18 protein-coding genes are annotated in these 20,639 nt (G+C 71.2%); 12 read left to right on the top strand and 6 right to left on the bottom strand.

What is annotated here, in order from left to right; all coding sequences use genetic code 11:
• Positions 1 to 44: 44 nt before the first annotated feature.
• From BLV24_RS07710 to BLV24_RS07665, 12 genes are all read left to right on the top strand, one after another.
• On the top strand, positions 45 to 2,999 hold the full coding sequence (locus BLV24_RS07710) for a DUF3772 domain-containing protein (protein WP_092680596.1): 2,955 nt from the start codon (positions 45 to 47) through the stop codon (positions 2,997 to 2,999).
• A 159-nt stretch (positions 3,000 to 3,158) separates the two neighbouring features.
• Positions 3,159 to 3,902, top strand: coding sequence for an alanyl-tRNA editing protein (locus BLV24_RS07705; protein WP_092680595.1), 744 nt, complete (start codon positions 3,159 to 3,161; stop codon positions 3,900 to 3,902).
• 105 nt (positions 3,903 to 4,007) lie between these two features.
• Positions 4,008 to 4,799, top strand: coding sequence for a hypothetical protein (locus BLV24_RS07700; protein WP_092680594.1), 792 nt, complete (start codon positions 4,008 to 4,010; stop codon positions 4,797 to 4,799).
• A 176-nt stretch (positions 4,800 to 4,975) separates the two neighbouring features.
• The gene (gene sseA, locus BLV24_RS07695; RefSeq protein ID WP_092680593.1) at positions 4,976 to 5,836 is read left to right on the top strand and encodes a 3-mercaptopyruvate sulfurtransferase; all 861 of its coding nucleotides are present in this window, start codon (positions 4,976 to 4,978) and stop codon (positions 5,834 to 5,836) included.
• A gap of 73 nt (positions 5,837 to 5,909) precedes the next feature.
• Complete coding sequence (locus BLV24_RS07690) at positions 5,910 to 6,524, top strand: GNAT family N-acetyltransferase (protein WP_176954670.1); 615 nt, start codon at positions 5,910 to 5,912, stop codon at positions 6,522 to 6,524.
• 242 nt (positions 6,525 to 6,766) lie between these two features.
• Positions 6,767 to 7,567, top strand: coding sequence for a SapC family protein (locus BLV24_RS07685; protein ID WP_092680591.1), 801 nt, complete (start codon positions 6,767 to 6,769; stop codon positions 7,565 to 7,567).
• Positions 7,568 to 7,735: 168 nt separating this feature from the next.
• Positions 7,736 to 9,070: an NAD(P)-dependent oxidoreductase gene (locus BLV24_RS07680; RefSeq protein ID WP_092680590.1), complete on the top strand. Its 1,335-nt coding sequence runs from the start codon at positions 7,736 to 7,738 to the stop codon at positions 9,068 to 9,070.
• Positions 9,067 to 9,543 (top strand): hypothetical protein, encoded by a 477-nt coding sequence (locus tag BLV24_RS07675; RefSeq protein WP_092680589.1) that lies wholly within the window; start codon positions 9,067 to 9,069, stop codon positions 9,541 to 9,543. Before BLV24_RS07680 ends, BLV24_RS07675 begins: the two co-directional genes overlap by 4 nt.
• Positions 9,544 to 9,554: 11 nt before the next feature.
• Entirely contained in the window at positions 9,555 to 10,856 is a 1,302-nt protein-coding gene (gene preA, locus BLV24_RS07670) for an NAD-dependent dihydropyrimidine dehydrogenase subunit PreA (protein ID WP_092680588.1), read from the top strand.
• A gap of 114 nt (positions 10,857 to 10,970) precedes the next feature.
• A complete protein-coding gene (locus BLV24_RS21520; protein WP_143040253.1) occupies positions 10,971 to 11,561 on the top strand; it encodes a DUF6932 family protein in 591 nt (196 codons plus the stop codon).
• On the top strand, positions 11,554 to 12,501 hold the full coding sequence (locus BLV24_RS21515; RefSeq protein WP_143040252.1) for a hypothetical protein: 948 nt from the start codon (positions 11,554 to 11,556) through the stop codon (positions 12,499 to 12,501). Before BLV24_RS21520 ends, BLV24_RS21515 begins: the two co-directional genes overlap by 8 nt.
• Before the next feature lie 111 nt (positions 12,502 to 12,612).
• Entirely contained in the window at positions 12,613 to 13,524 is a 912-nt protein-coding gene (locus tag BLV24_RS07665; protein ID WP_092680587.1) for a DMT family transporter, read from the top strand.
• 92 nt (positions 13,525 to 13,616) lie between these two features.
• Here the strand turns inward: BLV24_RS07665 and mutL are convergent, their stop codons facing one another.
• The 6 genes from mutL to BLV24_RS07635 all read right to left on the bottom strand — a co-directional run bounded on the left by mutL (position 13,617) and on the right by BLV24_RS07635 (position 20,464).
• Positions 13,617 to 15,590, bottom strand: a complete 1,974-nt coding sequence (gene mutL / locus BLV24_RS07660) for a DNA mismatch repair endonuclease MutL (RefSeq protein WP_092680586.1) — start codon at positions 15,588 to 15,590, stop codon at positions 13,617 to 13,619.
• Between the two features lie 183 nt (positions 15,591 to 15,773).
• Positions 15,774 to 17,174 (bottom strand): M16 family metallopeptidase, encoded by a 1,401-nt coding sequence (locus tag BLV24_RS07655; protein WP_245710448.1) that lies wholly within the window; start codon positions 17,172 to 17,174, stop codon positions 15,774 to 15,776.
• On the bottom strand, positions 17,171 to 18,706 hold the full coding sequence (locus BLV24_RS07650; protein ID WP_092680585.1) for a M16 family metallopeptidase: 1,536 nt from the start codon (positions 18,704 to 18,706) through the stop codon (positions 17,171 to 17,173). The genes BLV24_RS07655 and BLV24_RS07650 overlap by 4 nt, the downstream gene beginning before the upstream one ends.
• A gap of 266 nt (positions 18,707 to 18,972) precedes the next feature.
• Positions 18,973 to 19,554, bottom strand: coding sequence for a DUF3035 domain-containing protein (locus BLV24_RS07645; protein ID WP_143040251.1), 582 nt, complete (start codon positions 19,552 to 19,554; stop codon positions 18,973 to 18,975).
• Between the two features lie 54 nt (positions 19,555 to 19,608).
• Positions 19,609 to 20,097 carry a signal peptidase II gene (gene lspA / locus BLV24_RS07640; protein ID WP_092680584.1) on the bottom strand — a complete coding sequence of 163 codons (489 nt, stop codon included), beginning with the start codon at positions 20,095 to 20,097 and terminating at the stop codon, positions 19,609 to 19,611.
• Position 20,098: 1 nt separating this feature from the next.
• Entirely contained in the window at positions 20,099 to 20,464 is a 366-nt protein-coding gene (locus BLV24_RS07635) for a hypothetical protein (RefSeq protein WP_092680583.1), read from the bottom strand.
• Between the last annotated feature and the right edge of the window lie 175 nt (positions 20,465 to 20,639).

Raw genomic sequence — 20,639 nt, 5'->3', positions numbered from 1 at the left:
GGGATCCGGGCGGACCGTCGTCTCCCGGCCGGGCGGCGACGGTCTTGAGCCTCCCGGCCGCCCGCACGCTCCGCCGCTTCGGCGCGCGCCCGCTTCGGCGGGCGTCGTCGCATGTCGGGCCGCGCGCGATCGCGTCGGCGCTGTTGTTCCTGCTGGCGGTCGTGGTCGCGACGCTGGGGCCTGCGCCCGGCGCCCGGGCCCAGACCGCCGACGTGCTGGGCCAGGCGCTGGAGGCGGCTGCCGGGGGCGGCGGCCGGAGCGATGAGCGGGCGGAGCCGCCGGGCCGCGGTCCGGCCTCCTCCGGCGGCTCGGGCGCGCAGGAGGCGACCGCAGCCGAGATCGAGGCGGAGGCCTCCGTCGCCGAGGACGTGGCCACGACGTCCAGGCCGCTGTCGCTGGAGGCGGACGCGCAGGAGATCGACCGCCGCCTGCGCAGTTGGGACGAGGCCGGCCGCCAGGCGGAGGACGTGATCGCCCGCGGCGTCGCGTCCGGCCCCGCCTATGAGGCGCTGCGCAGCGAACTGGCCGGCCATCGCGACGCCGCGGCGGAGCTCGCCCGTCGCGCGCTGGACGCGCTGACCCCGCTGCGCGCCCAGCTCGACGCGCTGACCGCCCCCGCGGCGGAGGAGGGCGAGCCCCAGATCATGGTCTCGCCCGGCGTCGCCCGTCAGCGGCGAGGCCTGCAGGAGCGCATCGCCCGGCTCGAAGAGGTCCACCGCCGCTCCGAACAGGCGCTGACCCGCGCGACGTCGCTGATCGCGGAGATCGACGGGCTGATGCGGCGGCGCTTCCTGGAGCAGCTGGCCACGCTGGGGCCGACGCCGCTGAACCCGCTGACCTGGCGGGCGGCGGCGACGGAGGCGGTCGGAGTCGCCCGGCGGGTGGTCGAGCAGACGTCGGTGGCGATCGACGATGCGGCGACGCTGCGCGACTGGCTGGACGGGATGCCGCTGACCGGAGGTCTGATCGTCTGCGGTCTGGGCCTGATGTTCTGGCTGCTGCGGCGGCTGGAGGGGGTGCTGCGCGCGCGGCTGGAGCGCGGGGTGACCCGGTCCAGCCGCGCCGCCTACGGGGCCATCGCCACCCTGGTGCGCCTTGCGCTGCCGGTTTCCGCGGCGCTGCTGCTGCGGCTGGGGCTGGGCGACGGCACGCTGATCGGCGCCACCGGCCGCACGCTGCTGAACTACGCGCTGGCCGGCGTCATGGTGATGGGCACGGCGCGGGGCCTGGCCATGGCCTTCTACGCCCCGCGCGAACCGGCGCTGCGCATGTCCTCGCTGGACGACGCCGCCGCCGCCAACGCCGCGCGGCGGGCGCAGGGGCTGGGGCTGGCGCTGCTGCTCGACCTGATGCTGGTCCGCGCCGGCGAGGAGGTCGGGCTCAGCGCCGAGGCGCTGGCCGCCTTCAACCTCGGCGTCATCGCGCTGGGCGCGACCTGCCTGTGGCTGCTGGCCCGTTCCGTCGGTCCGCGCCCGGCGCCGCCGCCGGACCCGGAGGCCTTCGACCCGCTGGAGGAACCGCACGAGACGGTCGAGAGCCTCGGGCGCCGGATCGCCTGGCTGGGCGCCTTCTGCCTGCGGCTGGCGGCGGCGGGCTCGCTGGCGCTGGCGCTGGCGGGGTATTACGCGGCGGCGCAGTTCCTGTTCCGCCCGCTGGCCCTGTCGCTGGGCCTGATCTGCGCCTGCGTGCTGCTGCACTCGCTCCTGCGCAACTTCGTCGAAGCCTACATGGAGCGTCACCCCGCCGAGGCGAGCGGCCTGCGCCTGCTGCCGGTGGTGGCGGGCTTCCTGATCACGCTGGGCGCGCTGCCGCTGCTGGCCTTCCTTTGGGGCGCGCGGAAATCGGACCTGTCCGAGGTCTGGCGCTTCGTCATCGAGGGCGTGGAGATGGGCGGGGTCCATGTCTCGCCCGCCGGCTTCATCAGCTTCGCGGTGGTGTTCGGCGTGGTCTTCGGCGCCACCCGCCTGGCGCAGATGGTCATGGCGACCTCGGTCCTGCCCAACACGCGGCTGGACGCGGGCGGACGCTCGGCGGTCACGGCCTCCATGGGCTATCTGGGCTTCCTGCTGGCGGCGGTGACGGGGATCGCGGCGGCGGGGATCGATCTTTCGAGCCTGGCCATCGTCTTCGGCGCCCTGTCGGTGGGCATCGGCTTCGGCCTGCAGACCATCTTCTCCAACTTCGTGTCCGGCGTGATCCTGATGCTGGAACGGCCGATCAAGGTCGGGGACTGGATCTTCGTGGGCGGGGACCATGGCATCGTCAAGCGCATCTCGGTGCGCGCGACCGAGATCGAGACCTTCGACAAGTCCTCGCTGATCCTGCCCAACTCGCAGCTGATCGAGGGCAAGGTCGTCAACTACACCCATTCCAACAGCGCCGGCCGGCTGATCGTGAAGGTGATGGTGGCCCATGGCACGGACCTGCGCGCGGCGCATTCCATCCTGATGGAGATCGCCCGGGCGGACCATCGGGTGCTGCGCTACCCGGCCCCGCAGGCGCTGGTGTCGTCCTTCGGGGAGTCCGGGGTGAACCTGGAGCTTCGGGTGATCCTGCGCGATGTGCTGATGATCTTCGACGTGCAGACCGACGTCTACCTCGAGGTCTATGAGCGCTTCCGCGAGGCCGGGATCGTGATCCCGCTGCCCCAGCGGGTGATGCGCCTGGCCGAGCCCGAGCGGCTGGCCGAGGCCCTGCGCGCCATGCAGGAGGCCGGCGACGGCGATCCGCTGGACTGGCCCGAGGCCCCGCCCGAGGGCGAGGACGACGGCGCGGAGGGGACCGACGGCGAAGACGGGGCCGACGCGCCGGCGCGCCCCGCCGTCGCGGCGACCAGGCCGATCCTGAAGGGCCGGGGGCGCAGGCAGGGACCGGCTTCGGCCTCCCCGGCCGCCAACGAGGCGCCGTCGGGCGGCGTCCCCTCCGCCGACCAGGCCGGGCGCGCCATGCCGGGCGGCGATGGCGATGGCGGCGGCGACGGCGGCGGCGGCGACTACTGACCGGACGCGGCCTCGCGCCGCCGGCCTGCCTCGCGCCGCCCGCTCGCCCGCGCGCTCTCTTCCCCCGCCCCCCTTGCCCTCACGGCGGGTTTGGCATTCCCTGCGCCCCCGCCCGCCTCTGATCCGAGCGCGGGGCGCCTGCCAGCCGGAGACCCCGCCATGTCCGCCGAGACCGCCCAGATCCCTCTCTATCGCGACGAGCCCTATCTCACCGTGGCCCCGGCCCGCGTGACGGCGCTGACCGAGGACGGGCGCGTGGTGCTCGACCGGACGCTGTTCTACCCGGCCGGCGGCGGCCAGCCGGGCGATACCGGGGAACTGGACCTCGCCGGCCGCACCCTGCGCGTGGTCGACGCGGTGAAGGTCCCGCTCGGGGACGGCGCCGGCGTCGGACTGGTGCTGGAGGAAGGCGAGACCCCGCCCGCGGTCGGGGCCGAGGGGTTGCAGCGGCTCGACGCCGATCGCCGGCTGCGCCACATGCGGATGCACACCGCGCTGCACCTGCTTTCGGTGGTGATCCCGCTGCCCGTCACCGGCGGCCAGATCGGGGCCGAAAAGGGCCGGCTCGACTTCGACATGCCCGAGGCGCCGGAGAACCGCGAGGCCCTGCAGGCCGCGCTGGACGCGCTGGTGGCGGGGAATCATCCGGTGACCGACGAATGGATCACCGACACGGAGCTCGACGCCAATCCGGGGCTGGTGAAAACCATGTCGGTGCAGCCGCCCCGCGGCTCGGGCCGCATCCGGCTGGTGCGCATCGGGGCCGGGGAGGCGCCGGTGGACCTGCAACCCTGCGGCGGCACCCATGTCCGCGCGACCGGAGAGATCGGACGCGCCCTGATCGGCAAGATCGAGAAGAAGGGCAAACGCAACCGCCGGGTGTCCCTGACTCTCGCCGACTGAACGTTGCGTAAAAAAGCTTGAAACTTTGCGGCGCATCATGGTTTGTGAACCTGATGTTCATCAATGTGCCGAGCGTGCGTTCGCCGTCGGCTCCGGAGACCACCGATGCTCGCCGTCACCTGCCCGTTTCACCGCGTTCCGGCCCACCGCCTTCCGACCAACCGCCTTCCGACCCGCCGCGCCTCGCGCCGCGGCGCCCTCCCGTCGCTGGGCGCCGGGGCGCTGCTGATCGCGCTCGCCGCCGCCGCGTCCGCGCCCGCCGCGGCCGCGACCTTCTCCAATGGCGCGGTGTCTACCAGCAATCCCTGGAACGTCACTTCGGACGTCGTGGCGGATGATTTCGTGATGACCTCGGCCAGCGTGCTGACCGGGGCGACGGTCTATCTGTCGGACAGCTATGGGATGGACAACTGGGTCGCCGACGGATCGCCGTTGACCTATTTCCTGTTCGCCGACGACGGCGGCGCGCCGCTGAGCGCCGGCATGGTCTCGGGCGAGGCGCAGAACATCTCGCTGAGCGATTCCGGCGTGTCCCATCATTTCGGCGAGGTGCAGGCGGTCAGCTTCACCTTCGAAACCGGGTTCGCCGCGGCGGCGAACGTGACCTACTGGCTCGGCATCCACGCCGCCGACAGCTATGCGGCCGGCGGCACGGTGCTGTGGATGAACGCCGCCGGCCTGAACGGCGCGGCCAGCCATGTCTCCTCCGGGTCGAATGTCAGCACGGGCGCCTGGTCGAGCCTGTCCGTGGACCGGGCGATGAGCGTGACCGCCGACGCCGCCGCGGCGGTGCCGCTGCCCGCCGCCGCGCCGATGCTGGCCGCCGCCGCCGCGGCGCTGGGCTTCGCGGGGCGCCGTCGCCGCGCGCGGAAGGGTTCGGGCCGCCGCGAGGCCTGATCGCTCCGGCCCGGGCGGCTCCGACGCGCGTCGGCGCGTCCTCCGGGCCGCGGCGCTTGCGGGCGACGATTTGGGGGCGGGGATCTCGTGATCCCGCTCCCTCTTGATCCCGCGGCGCACGCAAGGCTAAGGCAGAGACGCGCCGAGCGGCGGCGCGCAACCCTGGAGATCAGCCCATGCCCGCGTCCGAACCTCAGCTTCTCGTCTCGACCGAGTGGCTGGCCGCCCATCTGGACGCGCCGGACGTGCGGGTGCTCGACGCCTCCTGGCACATGCCCGACACGGGCCGCGACGCGAAGGCGGAATACGCGGCGGCGCATATCCCCGGCGCCCAGTTCTTCGATATCGACGAGATCGCCGACACCCGCTCCGAGCTGCCGCATATGGCGCCGCCGGTGGAGAAATTCGTGTCCCGCGTCCGCGCCATGGGCATCGGCGACGCGCATCGCGTGGTGGTCTACGACCAGGCGGGGCTGTTCTCGGCCGCGCGGGTCTGGTGGCTGTTCCGGCTGATGGGGCACAAGGACGTGGCGGTGCTGGACGGCGGCCTGCCCAAGTGGACGGCGGAAGGGCGCGAGACCGAGGACATGGCCCCGCTCGCCCGCGACCGGCATTTCGTGGCCCGGCGCGACGCGACGCTGGTGCGCGACGTGACCCAGGTGGCGATGTCGATCAAGCTGGGCGACGCGCAGGTGGTCGACGCCCGCGCCGCCGAACGGTTCGAGGGCGCGGCGCCCGAGCCTCGCGCCGGGCTGCGCTCCGGTCACATCCCGGGCGCGCGCAACGTGCCGTTCAAGTCGGTGTTGAACGACGACGGCACGATGAAGGACCCGGCCGACATGCGCGCGGTGTTCGAGGCGGCGGGCGTGGACCTGTCGAAGCCGGTCATCGCCTCCTGCGGGTCGGGGGTCACCGCCTGCGTGCTGGCCCTGGCGCTGGAGCGGTCGGGGCATCGCGACTGGTCGGTCTATGACGGGTCCTGGACCGAGTGGGGCGCCTATCCCGATCTCGCCGTCGAAACCGGCCCGGCGCGCTGAGCCGGTGGCGGGCGCGGGCGCATCGGGGGGCGGAGCTGGCGGGGCTGGCGGGGATCGGCCGCGCCTGCATTCCGTGACCACCGCCGAGCGCGCGGACCTGCCCGGCGACGCCCCGTCCAACCCCCATGCCGGGGCGAAGGCGGGCGAGACCGTGCGGGTGGCGATCACCTGGCTGGAGATGACCGCGCGCCCCGAAGGCCCCTATCCGCCGCTGCCCCTGACCGCGCCGGTGTCGCTGATCCGGGCTGAGGCGCCTCCGGCCGCCTATTTCCGCTATCTCTACGACCTCGTGGGCGAAGAGTGGGAATGGACCGACCGCCACGCCGACGCCCCCGAGGACCAGGCCGCCTGGCTGGCCGATCCGGCGGTGAGCCTGATCTCGATGCTGCACCGGGGCTGGCCGGCGGGGTTCTTCGTGCTGGACGGGCGCGCGGGGGAGCATGGGGAAGGGGTCGTGGATCTCGCCTATTTCGGGATCTCCTCGCGGGCGCTGGGCCAGGGGCTGGGCCGTTGGCTGCTGGGCGAGGCGATCCGGGCCGGCTGGGCGCGGCCGGGCTGCGCGAAGATGACGGTCAATACCTGCTCGCTGGACCATCCGCGGGCGCTGCCGATGTACCAGCGCTTCGGTTTCCGTCCGGTGCGGCGCACCGAGGTCGAGCGGGCGATGACCCGCGACCGGCCCGCCTGATCCGCCCCTCCTGAACCGCCCCTCCTGATCCGGGCCGCCCGGCCCGCAGTCTCCGAACCGTCCCGCGCGTGGCGGAGGGGGGAGCCGCGGCGATCCCTCGCGCGCCCGCCCCCGAGGCCCCGCCCGCCGCGGCGGGGGAGGGACGGCGCCCGGCTTCGCCGCCCGCGATACGGCGCGGTTCCGCGACAGGCGGGGATCGGGTAGGGCTTTGGGCACCCGATTTCAGCCCGGAGCGCCCGCCCATGTCCGACCTCGTGTCCGAAGCCGCCCGTCCCGGCGCCGCCGCCTCGCAGCTTCCGCAGTTCTATGCGGGGGCCGAGCCGCTGGACCGCAACCGCCATGCCGGCCTGCGCCTGCGCCCCCATGCGGGCTTCGCCTTCGCCGCCTCGGCCAACGCCGTGCCGCTGCTGATCGGGGAATTCGCGCTGGCCGCCGTGTCCATGCCCATCGTTTTCGCCGGCCAGGGCGAGGTCGTCCGCCCGGTCGCGGTCACCGGCCTGCGCCAGGGCCGCAACCTGTTCGTGGGCGCGGAGGGCGTCTGGGCGAAGGGCGTGCACATCCCCGCGCATCTGCGCCGCGTGCCCTTCCTGCTGCTGACCGCTCCCGCAGCCCCGGGCGCCGAGACCGACGCGCCCCGCCTGCTGCTGGGGATCGACCCGCATTCCCCGCGCTTTTCCGAGGACCCGACCGAGCCCGACGCGGCGTCGCTTTTCGTCGACGGCGAGCCCTCGCCCGAGACGCTGAACGCCCGCGACTTCTGCCTCGCCCATCACCGGGACGTGGAGGCGACCAACCGCGCCGCCGACGCGCTCTCCGCCGCCGGGGTGCTGGTCGCCCAGCAGGGCAAGGTGGAGCTGTCGGGGGGCGAGATCCTGCGGCTGACCGACTTCAAGGTGGTGGACGAGGCGAAGCTCAACGCGCTGCCCGATGCGGAGATCGCCAAGCTGCGCGCCTCCGGGGCGCTGGCGGCCGCCTATTGCCACCTGGTGAGCCTCAACAGCTTTCCCGCGCTCTCGGCCCGGCTGGCCGAGCAGGGGGGCTGAGACGCTTCGGCGTCCAATGCCTGCGGGGCGCCCAGCGCGCCCCGTCCTGCGCGCCGGGGCGACAGGCGCGGCCTCCTGATTTTACCGATTGATTAAATTTCCGACTCGCGGCAGGCTGATTCCCGACATCAGCCAGCCCCGCCGAACCGGAAAGGGAGTCCGCCAGCCATGAGCCAAGCGCGCCGCGCGCCGGGGATCGCCCCGGCCCGACTTCCCGAGGCCCAGCTCGCCGCCAATTTCGCCGACCTGCACCCGGCGCTGAACGGGCATGAGGCGCTGGTGGCGTCGGATCGCTGCTATTTCTGCCATGACGCGCCCTGCATCACGGCCTGCCCGACCGACATCGACATCCCGATGTTCATTCGCCAGATCCAGACCGGACAGCCCAAGGCGGCGGCGAAGACCATCTTCGAGCAGAACATCCTCGGCGGCATGTGCGCCCGGGTCTGCCCGACCGAGACGCTCTGCGAAGAGGCCTGCGTGCGCATGACGGCGGAGGGCGAGCCCGTCGCCATCGGCCGCCTGCAGCGCTTCGCCACCGACACGCTGATGACCGAGAACGGCCACCCGTTCGAGCGCGCGCCCGACACCGGCAGGACCGTGGCGGTGGTCGGCGCCGGTCCCGCCGGGCTCGCCTGCGCGCACCGGCTGGCGATGAAGGGGCACAAGGTCCGGGTCTTCGACACGCGGCCCAAGCCCGGCGGGCTCAACGAATTCGGCATCGCCGCCTACAAGGCCCCCGACAATTTCGCCCAGGCCGAGGTCGACTGGCTGCTGCGCATCGGCGGCATCGAGATCGACCTGTCGCCGGGCCTCGCCACGGGGCTGGACCTGGAGACGCTGGCGGCGGAGTTCGACGCGGTGTTCCTCGGGATCGGGCTGGCCGGCGTCAACGCGCTGGGCGCGCCGGGGGAGGATCTGGCCGGGGTCATGGACGCCGTCGACTGGATCGCCAAGCTGCGCCAGTCCGCGCCGGCGGACGTGGCGGTGGGCCGCTCGGTCGTGGTGATCGGCGGCGGCATGACCGCGACCGACGCCGCCATTCAGTCGGCCCGGCTGGGCGCCTCCGAGGTCTCGCTGGTCTATCGCCGCGGGCGGGAGGCCATGGCGGCCTCGGACTTCGAGGTGGATCTCGCCGCGGCCTCCGGCGTCGCGGTGCGCACCGATGCGCGGCCCCTGCGCGTGGTCGGCGGCGTCGCCGGCGCCCAGGGCGTGGAGTTCGAGCGGACCGAGACCGGCCCCGATGGCAAGCTGACCGGCACGGGCGAGACCTTCGTGATCCCCGCCGACATGGTGCTGAAGGCCATCGGCCAGACGCTGGACGCGCCCCAGGGCGTGACCGTGACCGGCGGCAAGATCGAGATCGACGCGGAGGGCCGCACCTCCCGCCAAGGCGTCTGGGCCGGCGGCGACTGCGCGACGGGGGGCGAGGACCTGACCGTCACCGCCGTCGCCCAGGGCCGCGACGCGGCCGAAAGCATCCATCGGGCGCTGGCCGGATGACCGAGCGCCCCAAGGCGGAGGTCCGGGCGCTGGCCGCCATCGCCACGATGGAAGACCCGGAGCGCCTGCGCACGATAATGGCGAACGCCAAAGCCAGGGCCGCGCCCGACGTCGAGCGCGCGGCGTTCCTGAGGCTCTGCCATGTGCAGCCCAGCGCCGATCCCGGAACCATGGAGCACGACGTCTGGCGCTCGATCCATGCGCTCGAGGAAATGCTGCGCGCGGAGCGGGGCCGCACCACCCTGCTGTCGCGCACCCGTCAGAAGATCAAGCGGGACGGCGAGGCCAAGGCCTGCGCGGACCTCACCCTCAAGGCGACGCCGAGCGACGGTTTCGCCATGCTGGTGGATCGCGGCCACCCGGACCTGCTGTTCGAGGCGGTGGTCCTGCGCCATCCGGAACGTTTCACATCGGAGGTGGCCGACGCCGCCCGCACCCGCCTCGCCGGCATCGAAGCGGCGCCCGAAAGCTGAGGAGAACGACCATGGCCGACCTGCGCGCCGACTTCGTGGGGATCAAGTCCCCGAACCCGTTCTGGCTGGCCTCGGCCCCGCCCACGGACAAGGCCTACAACGTCCGCCGCGCCTTCGAGGCCGGCTGGGGCGGCGTGGTGTGGAAGACGCTGGGGCTCGACCCGCACATCGTCAACGTTAACGGCCCCCGCTACGGCGTGGTCTACGGCGCCGACCGCCGGGTGCTGGGCATCAACAACATCGAGCTGATCACCGACCGCCCGCTCCAGGTGAACCTCGACGAGATCAAGGCCGTGAAGCGCGACTACCCGGACCGCGCCGTGGTGGTGTCCCTGATGGTGCCCTGCGACGAGGAAAGCTGGACCGGCATCGTGCCGCTGGTCGAGGCCACCGGCGCCGACGGCATCGAGCTGAACTTCGGCTGCCCGCATGGCATGTCGGAGCGCGGCATGGGCGCCGCCGTCGGCCAGGTCCCCGAATACATCGAGATGGTGACCCGCTGGTGCAAGGCCTCGACCCGGATGCCGGTGATCGTGAAGCTGACCCCCAACATCACCGACATCCGCTACCCGGCCCGCGCCGCGGTAAAGGGCGGGGCCGACGCGGTGAGCCTGATCAACACGGTGTCCTCGATCACGTCCGTGAACCTCGACACCTTCTCGCCCGAGCCCTCCATCGACGGCAAGGGCTCCCATGGCGGCTTCTGCGGGCCGGCGGTGAAGCCCATCGCGCTCAACATGGTGGCGGAGATCGCGCGGGACCCGGAGTGCCGGGGCATCCCCGTCTCGGGCATCGGCGGGGTGACCACCTGGCGCGACGCGGCCGAGTTCATGGCGCTGGGCTGCGGCAACGTGCAGGTCTGCACCGCGGCGATGACCTACGGCTTCCGGGTGGTGGGGGAGATGACGTCCGGCCTCGCGCAATGGATGGACGACAAGGGCCACGCCGAGGTCGAGGCGTTCCGCGGCCGCGCGGTCCCCAACGTGACGGACTGGCAGTATCTGAACCTCAACTACGTGGCGAAGGCGAAGATCGACCAGGAGGCCTGCATCAAGTGCGGGCGTTGTTACGCGGCGTGCGAGGACACCTCCCACCAGGCGATCTCGATGAGCGCGGACCGGGTATTCGAGGTGAAGGACGACGAGTGCGTGGCCTGCAACCTGTGCGTGGACGTCTGCCCGGTGGAGGATTGCATCACCATGGAGCGGATGGCGCCGGGGAGCGTGGACCCGCGGACGGGGAAGGTGGTCGAGGACGGCTATGCGAACTGGACCACGCATCCGAACAATCCGGGGCGGGTGGCGGCGGAGTGAGGGGGGCGACGTTCCCTCAGGAACAGATTGGACCTCAAGCCAGCATGCTCGATTGGTGGACAAGCCGTTTGGAATCTGGAAATTATTTCTCAACCTTTGAAGTAGAGATGATTGATGCCAATTCCAAACTTTGAGGCAACGGGCGCTCTGCCTGTTTTCTGTGGTGCCGATGCAATTGCTCCGGCCTCAAGATCACCACACCAAGCGTCCATGATAGAGTTTGTGGAAAAATTTTGCTCATCTCGCGAACGAGCCCGTCTTCTTTTGGGACTTAATTCCTATCGGAAGCATCTATTTTCCGGCGGTTTTTTAGGTGGTGCCCAATGGATTGACGGCAGCTTCGTGGAAGATGTCGAAAAAACTCGTGGGCGCGCTCCTAGAGACATCGACGTTGTGACTTTGTTTGAGAGGCCGCTTGCCTATCAATCTGCAGAACAGAAATGGATGTCGGATTATCGCGGCTTCATACACAAGAGTTACTTTAGTGCGCGCGAAATGAAGGTAATGTTTTCTTGCGACGCCTACGGAGTCGATTTGGCGCTGTCGCCGTCGATCGTGGTTCGCAATACTACATATTGGTTTGGGTTGTTTTCAGATATTCGGAACTCGCCTCGTAAGAAAGGGATCGTTGAAATACCTCTCTCTCGTGATCCTGCGGAGTTTGCGCATTTAGAAGGCGAAATCCGGAGCAGGTTCGATGTCTGATTATTCGGATATCCGCTACCTGCGTGATCAGTGTTCCGATCTTGAAAGTTTGATCATAATTTCGAGGGAAAGTGGTGATATTGTTGCGGAAATGAATTTTTCGGAGCGGTTGGATGAGGTTTTAGGCGAGCTTTCGAGATTGGAATCGGTCGATTCAAATGTTGGTGAGATAGCAATTTTATTCGATGGCGCTCCGGTTGTTGAGCGTAGGGCAATCGATGCGCGGTTTGCTTCCGATGCATTAAATAATTTTCAAGGTCTAGTGACTCGTCTTTTTGCTGCAAATGGAGAAAAGGGGCTGGCGAGCTTCGGAAAAATTCGCGGATCAGAGCTGGTTGATTTGAACATTGTCAATATTGCAACTGGTTCATTCGGGTTCGTTCTCGAGGAGAAATCTGCGAGGCAAGCAAGTGTGTTTCCAACGCCCGTCCGCGAGGCCATGGAAGAAGCGGTTGCACTCTTTCGGGAGTTTGCTCAGGAGAACGAGGATGATTTTCTAATCGAAGTAAATGATATAAATCCTAGAGTGTTTCGGTCGGTCGCAAAATTATTCTCACATCTTCAAAGGAATGAGGCCTCAATTAAGGCGGAGCTGCCTAGTGCTAGTCTATCTATTGATCGATTTGGGGTCGAGCGAGCCTTTCGGCGTATTTCGAACTCAAGGGTAGTTATTAAAAATGAAGTTTGGTTTGGGGCACTTGTTGGCTTGTCGCCGATAAGGCGGACTTTTGATTTTAGAAAGTCGGGCGAGATTGGTTTTGTATCGGGTCGATTCGGGCACCAAGTAAGCCAAGACTATCTCGAGAAAATCGAGTCTGATAGCGGTGTGGTGCTAGGAGGTAGCTTCCGCGCCAATGTTGAGGTTGGCACAATCCGAAAGCCAGATGGCACAATAAGTGTTACTTATACTGCCACTGATCTAACTGAGTGGGATGGCTGATCTCTGGAGGCGCAAATGCGTTCCCGCGGTGCCATCTCTTTGACCCTTGCCACCTCTCCCCCGTTCCCCCCATACCCCTCCGGCCCCCACCCGCCGGACACCCCGCCAAAAATGCCCACCACCCCCCGCGACCGCGCCCTCGGCCATCTGGCCATGCTGGGCTTCGCCCTCGTCATCGCCGGGTCCTTCTCGCTCGGGTCCCGCGCCGCCAACCTGATCGCGCCCGAGGCGCTCAGCGCCACGCGCTTCGCCATCGCGGTCATGGCGCTCGGGGCCGCGGCCTCGGTCGGGCCGGGGATCCGGCGCAGCCAGCTGGTCTCGCCCTGGCGATACCCGGTGCTGGGGGCCCTGCTCGCCGCCTATTTCATCCTGATGTTCGAGGCGCTCAAGACCACCGACCCGGTCTCCACCGGCGCGGTGTTCACCCTGACCCCGCTGCTCTCGGCCGGCTTCGCCTGGCTGCTGCTGCGCCAGGTGATGCCGCCGCGCATGGCCTTCGCGCTGACGCTGGGGGCGGCGGGGGCGGTGTGGGTGATCTTCAAGGGCGACGCGGCGCGGCTGGCGGCCTTCGATGTCGGGCGGGGCGAGGCGATCTACTTCGTCGGCGTGGCGCTGCATGCGCTCTACACCCCCCTGCTGCGCAAGCTGAACCGGGGGGAGCCGGCGGTGGCCTATTCGTTCTGGACCATCCTCGCCTGTCTGGGCTGGGCGCTGGCCTATGCGGCCTGGACCGGGTCGCTGTTCGAGACGGACTGGGGGGCGCTGCCGGGGATCGTGTGGGTCGCGATCTTCTACGTGGCGCTGGGGGCGACGGCGCTGACCTCGTTCTGCCTGCAATTCGCGGCGATGCGGCTGCCGGCGGGCAAGGTGATGGCCTATGGCTACCTCACGCCCTCGGTGATCGTGCTGTGGGAGGGGATTTTCGCGGGCGACTGGCCGCGGGAGACGACGTTGCTGGGGATCGGTGCGACGATCCTGGCGATGCTGCTGCTGCTCAAGAACCAGGAGACGGCGCCGGCCTGAGCCCGGGGCCGCGCGACGACCGATGCGCGCGTGGCGGGGTCATGCCCGCGCGGCGGGTCGGGCCGGGCGCCGGGTCGCGAGGGGCGCGGGTGTCAGCGGCGGCCGAACAGCGTTTCGATCTGGGCGAGGCTGAGACGGACCGAGGTCGGGCGGCCGTGGTTGCACTGGCCGGAGCGGGGCGTCGCCTCCATTTCGCGCAGGAGGGCGTTCATCTCCGCCGCGCCCATGCGCCGCCCCGAGCGGACCGAGCCGTGGCAGGCCATGCGGCTGAGCACGGCGTCGAGCCGGGCGCGGACCGGCCCGCCCTCATCGCTCTCGCCCGCCTCCAGCCCGCCGGCGTCGATCCCGCCGGTTTCGGCCAGCGCGTCGGCGACGTCGCGCAGGATGGCGGTGGCGTCCGCCTGGCCGAGCTCGGCCGGCATTTCCTGCACCGCCAGCGCGCCGGGGCCGAAGGGCTCGATCACCAGGCCGGCGCGGGCGAGGGCCTCGGCCGCCTCCAGCACCCGTTCGGCGTCGTCGCCGGGAAGCTCCACGATCTGGGGGATCAGCAGGGCCTGGCGCTTGACCCCGTTGGCGTCGAGCTGGCGTTTGAGGCGTTCGTAGACCAGGCGTTCATGGGCGGCGTGCTGGTCGATGATGACCATGCCGTCGGTGGTCTGGGCGACGATGTAGTTCTCGTGGATCTGGGCGCGGGCGAGGCCGAGCGGCAGGTCCTGGGCGGCGGGGTCCTCGGGCGCGTCCTCCACCCGGGCGGAGCGGTAGGGGGCGGCGTCTTCGGCGAAGCCGGCCTGCGCGGGGGCCTGGAAGGCGGCGGCCTGGGCCAGCGTCTCGGCGCCCGGGCGGGGGGGCATGTTCTCCCAGGCGCCGAAGGGGCGGGGGGCGGGGCCGCGGCCCTGATACTGCACGGGGGCCGCGCCGGGCGCCGCCGCGCCGCCATGGGGGCCGAGGTCGTCGCGCTGGAATTCCCCCAGCGCGGCGGTCCCCACGGTGGCGGAGGAACGGTGCCCGGCCGCGGCCAGCGCGTGGCGCAGGGCCGAGACCACCAGCCCGCGGGCGATGCCGGGAGCGCGGAAGCGGACCTCGGTCTTGGCGGGATGGACGTTGACGTCCACCAGGTGCGGGTCGCAGTCGAGATAGAGCGCCGCCGCCGGGTGCCGCCCCGAATGGAGCACGTCGGAATAGGCGGCGCGCAGGGCGCCGGTCAGCAGCTTGTCGCGCACCGGGCGGCCGTTGACGAAAAGGAACTGCGCCACCGCCGCGCCGCGGGAATGGGTGGGGAGCGCCGCGAGGCCGGTGAGGCGCAGGCCCTCGCGCTCGGCCTCGATCTCCAGCGCGTCGGCCTCGAAGGCGCGGCCGAGGATGCGGGCGAGGCGGGCGCGGCGGGCCTCCTGTGGCGAGCCCGGCTCGGGGTCGGCGCGGAACAGGACGCGGCCCTCGGTTCCTTCGGCGCCGGTGGCGTCGCGCAGCACGAAACCCACCTGCGGCGCGGCCATGGCCAGCCGGCGGACCATGTCGGCGGCGGCCTGGGTCTCGGCCCGGTCGGTGCGCAGGAACTTCAGGCGGGCGGGGGTGGCGTGGAACAGGTCCCGCGCCTCCGCCACCGTGCCGCGGGGCAGGGCGGCGGGGGTCGGGCGGCCCAGGCGACCGGCGTCGCAGCGCAGGGTCCAGGCCTCCTCCGCGCTCTCGGCCCGCGAGGTCAGGGTGAAGCGGGAGACGGCGGCGATGGAGGGCAGCGCCTCCCCCCGGAAGCCGAAGGAGCCGATGTCGAGCAGGTCTTCGCCATCGGTCTTGGAGGTGGCGTGCCGCTCCAGCGCCAGTTCGAGCTGGTCATGGGGGATGCCGTGGCCGTCGTCGGCGACGCGGATCAGGGTGCGGCCGCCATCGGCCAGCGTGATCTCGATGCGGCGCGCGCCGGCGTCGAGGCTGTTCTCCGCCAGCTCCTTCACCGCCGAGGCCGGACGCTCCACCACCTCCCCAGCCGCGATGCGGTTCTGGGCGGATTCGTCGAGCCGGCGGATCGGCTTGCGGGGGCCGGAGGGCGATATGTTGGGGGCGGGCGCATTCATGCCGCTAGGGGTAGCATGGTGGCGGTGAGTCGGGAAGCGGGGGCGGGGCGTTCGGCCCGCTCCGCCCCCCGCGAAAACCTGTCACGCGCGGCGCCCGCCCCGCGTCCGTCGGAACGAGCGCCGCGCATGTAGGGCGGGTGCAAACCCGCCGCGCTCGCAGGGCGACCCGCCCCGCCGTCCCGCTCAGTTCGAGGCGAGCCCCTCGGGCTGACCCACCACCACCACCTTCAGCTTCGACGGATCCAGCAGCCGCTTCGCCACGCGGGAGATGTCGTCCAGCGTCACCGCCTCGATCATGGCGTTGCGGTTCTCGATATAGTCCGGCCCGAAGCCCTCCGACATCAGCCCGGCGAGCTGCCCGGCGATCTTGCCGTTGGAGTCGAAGCGCAGCGGGTAGGCGCCGGTCAGGTAGCGCTGGGCGGCCTCCAGCTCCTCCTCCGTCGCGCCTTCGTCGCGCATGCGGGCCCATTCGGCCTTGATGACCTCCACCGCCTCCGCGATGCGGGCGTTGGCGGAGCTGACCCCGGCGGCGATCAGCGCCGTGCGGTCATAGGGCGCCAGGTAGGAATAGACCGAATAGGTCAGGCCCCGCTTCTCGCGCACCTCCTCGGTCAGGCGCGAGGAGAAGCCGCCGCCGCCGAAGATGTGGTTCATCACATAGGCCGGGATGAAGTCGGGGTCGTCGCGGTCCAGCCCCTCGGCCACCAGCGTGGCGGAGGACTGGGGCACGTCGAGCGCGATCACCTCCAGGCCGCGGTCCGCGGACAGCTCGGCGCGGGGCAGGGGCGCGACGGGTTCGGAGGGCAGGTCGCCCAGCAGGCGGTCGAGCAGGGGGCCGAGTTCCTCCGCGGTGATGTCGCCGACCACGCCCACCGCGACGCCCTCGCGGTTCAGCGCCACGGCGCGCATGGCGCGCAGGTCGTCGGCGGTCATCGCCGTGATGCTCTCCACCGTGCCGGCGACGGGGCGGGCGTAGGGATCGTCCCCGAACAGCGCCTCGCGCCAGGCCTTGCCGAGGATCGCGCCCGGGTCCGTCTCATCCCCCGCGAGGCCCGAGAGCAGCCCGTTGCGCACCCGCTCCATGGCGTCGGCGTCGAAGCGGGGTTCGGTGAGCGCGAGCCGCAGGAGGTCGACGGAGGCGTCGCGGTTCTCGGTCAGCATCATCGCGGAGACCGAGAACCCGTCGCGCCCGGCGTCGAAGCCGGCCCGCAGCGCCAGTTCGTCGGCGCGGGCGGAGAAGGCGGCGCTGTCGAGATCGCCGGCGCCCTCGTCGAACATGTGGGCGAGGAAGTCGGTGACGCCGGGCCTGTCCTCCGGCTCGTGGGAGGCGCCGGCCTGGAACTGCATCTCGATCGCCAGCATGGGGATCGAGGGCTCCTCCACCAGCCATGCGGTGATGCCGCCGGGCGAGGTGATGACCTGCACGTCGGTCGCGGCCTGGGCGGGGCGCAGGGGGGCGACGACGGCGAGCGCGGCGAGCGCCAGCGCCGCGGGCAGGCGGAAGGCCCGGACCTGCGCGGAGCAGCGGGCTTCGGGATGGGCGGGACGACGGGGCGCGCGGGCGCGGAACATGGCGAGGCTCATCCCTGTTGCTCCGGGGCGGTGGGGGCCGGGGGCGGCGCGGAGGCCGGAGCCGCCGCGTCTTCTTCGGGGGCGGGCTCGGTTGCGGAGACGGGCTCGGGCGCGGGCGCCCGCAGCCAGCCGGTGACCGAGCGGCGCAGGTCCAGCGCGCCGCGCGCGGCCTCCATGATCGCCTCGGGGCGCACCGCCTGGATGGCGTCGGGCCATTCGGCCACCTGCTCCAGCGTCAGGTCGCTGGACAGCGCCTGGCCGTAGCGGCGGGCCAGCGACATCTGACTGTCCTGCGAATAGATCAGCGCGGCGCGGTAGCCGGCCTTGATCCGCGCCAGCTCGTCGGCCTCGGGCGGGGGGCCGGCGAGGAAGGCGGCGGCCTCGGCGTCCAGCGCGGCCTCGACCTCCTCCAGGCTCACCCCGGGGCGCGGCGCGGCCCAGAGGCCGAACTGGCCGTAATCCCGATCATCCGAATACCAGGCGCCGGCCTGGATCGCGAGCCCGTCGCGCACCACCAGCGCCTGCATCAGCCGCGAGTTGATGCCGTCGCCCAGCACGTCGGAGAGCAGCGACAGCGCCGCCGCGTCCTCCTGCCCGTCGCGCCGGGTCGGGGCCAGGTAGACCCGCGCCACATAGGGCTGGCGGACCCGGGCGTCCTCGTAGACCACCCGGCGCGGGGCGGTCTGGGGCGGCTCCATCGGGCGCGCGCGTTCGGGCAGGTCCTCGGTCGGGGCGAGGGGGCCGTAATGCTCGGCGGCCAGCCGCTCGACCTCCTCGGGGGTCACGTCGCCGGCCACCACAAGGATGGCGTTGTTGGGCGCGTAATAGGTCCGGTAGAAGTCCAGCGCGTCCTCACGCGTCAGGGCGGCCATCTCGTGGCGCCAGCCGATCACCGGGACGCCGTAGGGATGGTTGAGGAAAAGCGCCGCGTCCCGCTGCTCGGAGAACAGGGCCGAGGGGTTGTTCTCGGTGCGCTGGCTGCGTTCCTCCAGGATCACGTCGCGCTCGGGCAGCACCTGGGCGTCGGTGATCCGGAGGTCGCGCATGCGGTCGGCCTCCATCTTCATCACCAGGTCCAGCCGGTCCGCGGCGATGCGCTGGAAATAGCCGGTGTAGTCCCGGGAGGTGAAGGCGTTGTCCTGTCCGCCATTGGCCGCGATGATCTTGGAGAAGGCGGCGTCCGGGATCTCGTCCGTGCCCTTGAACATCAGGTGTTCGAGGAAATGGGCGATGCCGGACTTGCCCGGCGGCTCATCGGCGGCGCCGACGCGATACCAGACCATGTGAGTGACGACCGGGGCGCGGTGATCCTCGATCACCACGCCGCGCAAGCCGTTGTCGAGCGTGAAGGTGGAGACCACCGGCTCGGCCTCGGCCGCGGAGGGGGCGAGGATCGGGGCCAGCGCGCCGGCCCAGGCGATCAGCGCCGCGGCGGCGAGCCCTGCGCGCCGCCCGCGCCCATCTCCGCCGGCGTCGCGCCAGGCGCGGGAGGCGGGCGGCGGGGCCGCGGGGGAAAGCGGCGCGGGGCGCGGGGGCAGGGGCATTCGAGGCTCCGGATCAGGCGGGCGCGGCGCGCGGAGGGCGCGGCCGACGCCACGGGGACGGCGCGGAAGTCGCTTTCAACCTAGGCGCTGCGACGGCCGGCGCAAGCGTCGCGCCGGTCACGGATTCGCGCCCTCGCGGCGGGCGCCGCGGGGTCGGGGCTTTCGCAACGCGGGGGGGGGCGTGAGCGAAGGGGCGCGTCAGGCCGCGCCCCGCCGTCCGCGCATCCGGGTCGATGGATCCGGGCCGATGAATCCGGGCTTGCGGATCAGGGGATGTTGATCGGGATCTCGTAGGCGCCCGACGGGGTCTCGGCCGGCGCGGGGGCCGGGGTCGGGGTGCGGGCGCCCTGGGCGCGGACCTCTTCGGCGGCCTCGCGCGGCTCAAGCACCTCGCGCTCGGTGCCGTCGGGGGTGGCGTAGCCGAACAGGCTGCTGAGACCGTATTCGCTGTTCTTGGAGGCGTCGACCTCCTCCTCCAGCGTCTCGCGGATGCCGGGCTGGGCGGCTTCGGCCCCGGCTCCGCCGAGCAGCGCCAGCTCCCCCGGGCTGGGCGACACGCCCGCCCCCGACGGCGCGCCGGCCGAAGCCAGCGCGGCGCGGGCGTCGGCCTGCGGGGTCGGGTCCAGCGGGCTCGGCGCGCCGGGCTGGGGCGCCGGCAGCGCCGCGAAATCCGAAGGCAGGCGCAGCGGCGCGCGGGGGGATACGTTGAAGGCGTTGGGCGATTCCACGGTCAGCCCGAAGGCGTCCCCGATCGCCCGGCGTCCGCCCCCGCATCCGGCCAGCGCCACGCTGGCGGCGGCGACGAGGAGCAGGACCCGCGAGGTGCGTTCGATCGACATGACGGTCATGGACCTCCCGAAGTACCCTGTCGGCCCGTCTGGGGGCCGGGCCGGCGGCGCCGGTCAGACGCTCTGATTGTCAGAACCGTCGAGCAGGATCAAGCCGGCGGCGCCGGCGAAGATGAAGACGTCGGCCAGGTTGAAGGCGTAGGGGTTGTGGAACCCGCAGCAGCTCATGTTCAGGAAGTCGACCACGGCGCCGTGCAGCGCCCGGTCCAGCGCGTTGCCCAGCGCGCCTCCGATCAGCATGCCCACCGCGGCGCGCCGCCAGGACGAGCGCATCCGCGTCGACCACACCAGCAGCGCCAGGGAGATCGCCAGCGCCAGCCCGATCCACACGTCGCGGCCCATGTCGGCGCCGAGCCCGAAATTGGCCCCGGTGTTCCAGGCCATGGTGAAGCGCAGGAAGGGCGGCCAGATGTCGAGTATGCCCACCGCGCGCAGGTCGAGCGGTCCGAGAATCCACCATTTCGTGATCTGGTCGAGGGCGAAGGCGAGGGCCGCGGCGAGCGCGGTGACCCCGAGACCCGCGGCGGGCAGGGCGCGGATCATGTCACTCGCCGGGGCCGCTCTTGCGGAAACCGCTGCGCAGGACCTCGGTCGCGGTGCCGACCGGGCCGACGATGCGGCAGCGGGAATAATAGCGGTTGGAGACCGCGGTCTCGTATTTGAACAGGCGCTGGTCGGCGGGATCGATCGGCTGCGGATTGCGCCCGCGATAGCCGGTGGAGTCGATTTCCTCGATCTTGCGGGCCATGGCGCCGCAGCCCATCTGGCGCGCCGGCGTCAGGGTCACCCGCTTGCCGGCGGAGGTCACGAAGGTCTCCTGCGCGGCCAGCGCGGGCGTCGCGGCCGCCGCGGCCAAGATAGCCAGCGCCACGGCCGAAGCGCCGATGTTGATGCGTATCCAAAGCGTCATGTCTGTTCCGTAGCGCCTCGCGTTTCCGCGTGTCGACGCTACATGATCGTCAGCCAGTGTTCAAATTTGGGCGCCGCTCGGGCGTGTTTGGGGAACCTGCGCGCGAAAAGTTGCGCGGACTGCGCGCAAAAAACCCTGGCCGGCGGCGTTGGCTATGGCGCTGCGGCGCAGTATG

It is taken from the genome of Albimonas donghaensis (assembly GCF_900106695.1).
In the GTDB taxonomy this organism is placed as follows: domain Bacteria; phylum Pseudomonadota; class Alphaproteobacteria; order Rhodobacterales; family Rhodobacteraceae; genus Albimonas; species Albimonas donghaensis.
This window is presented reverse-complemented; position numbering and strand designations above follow the sequence as displayed.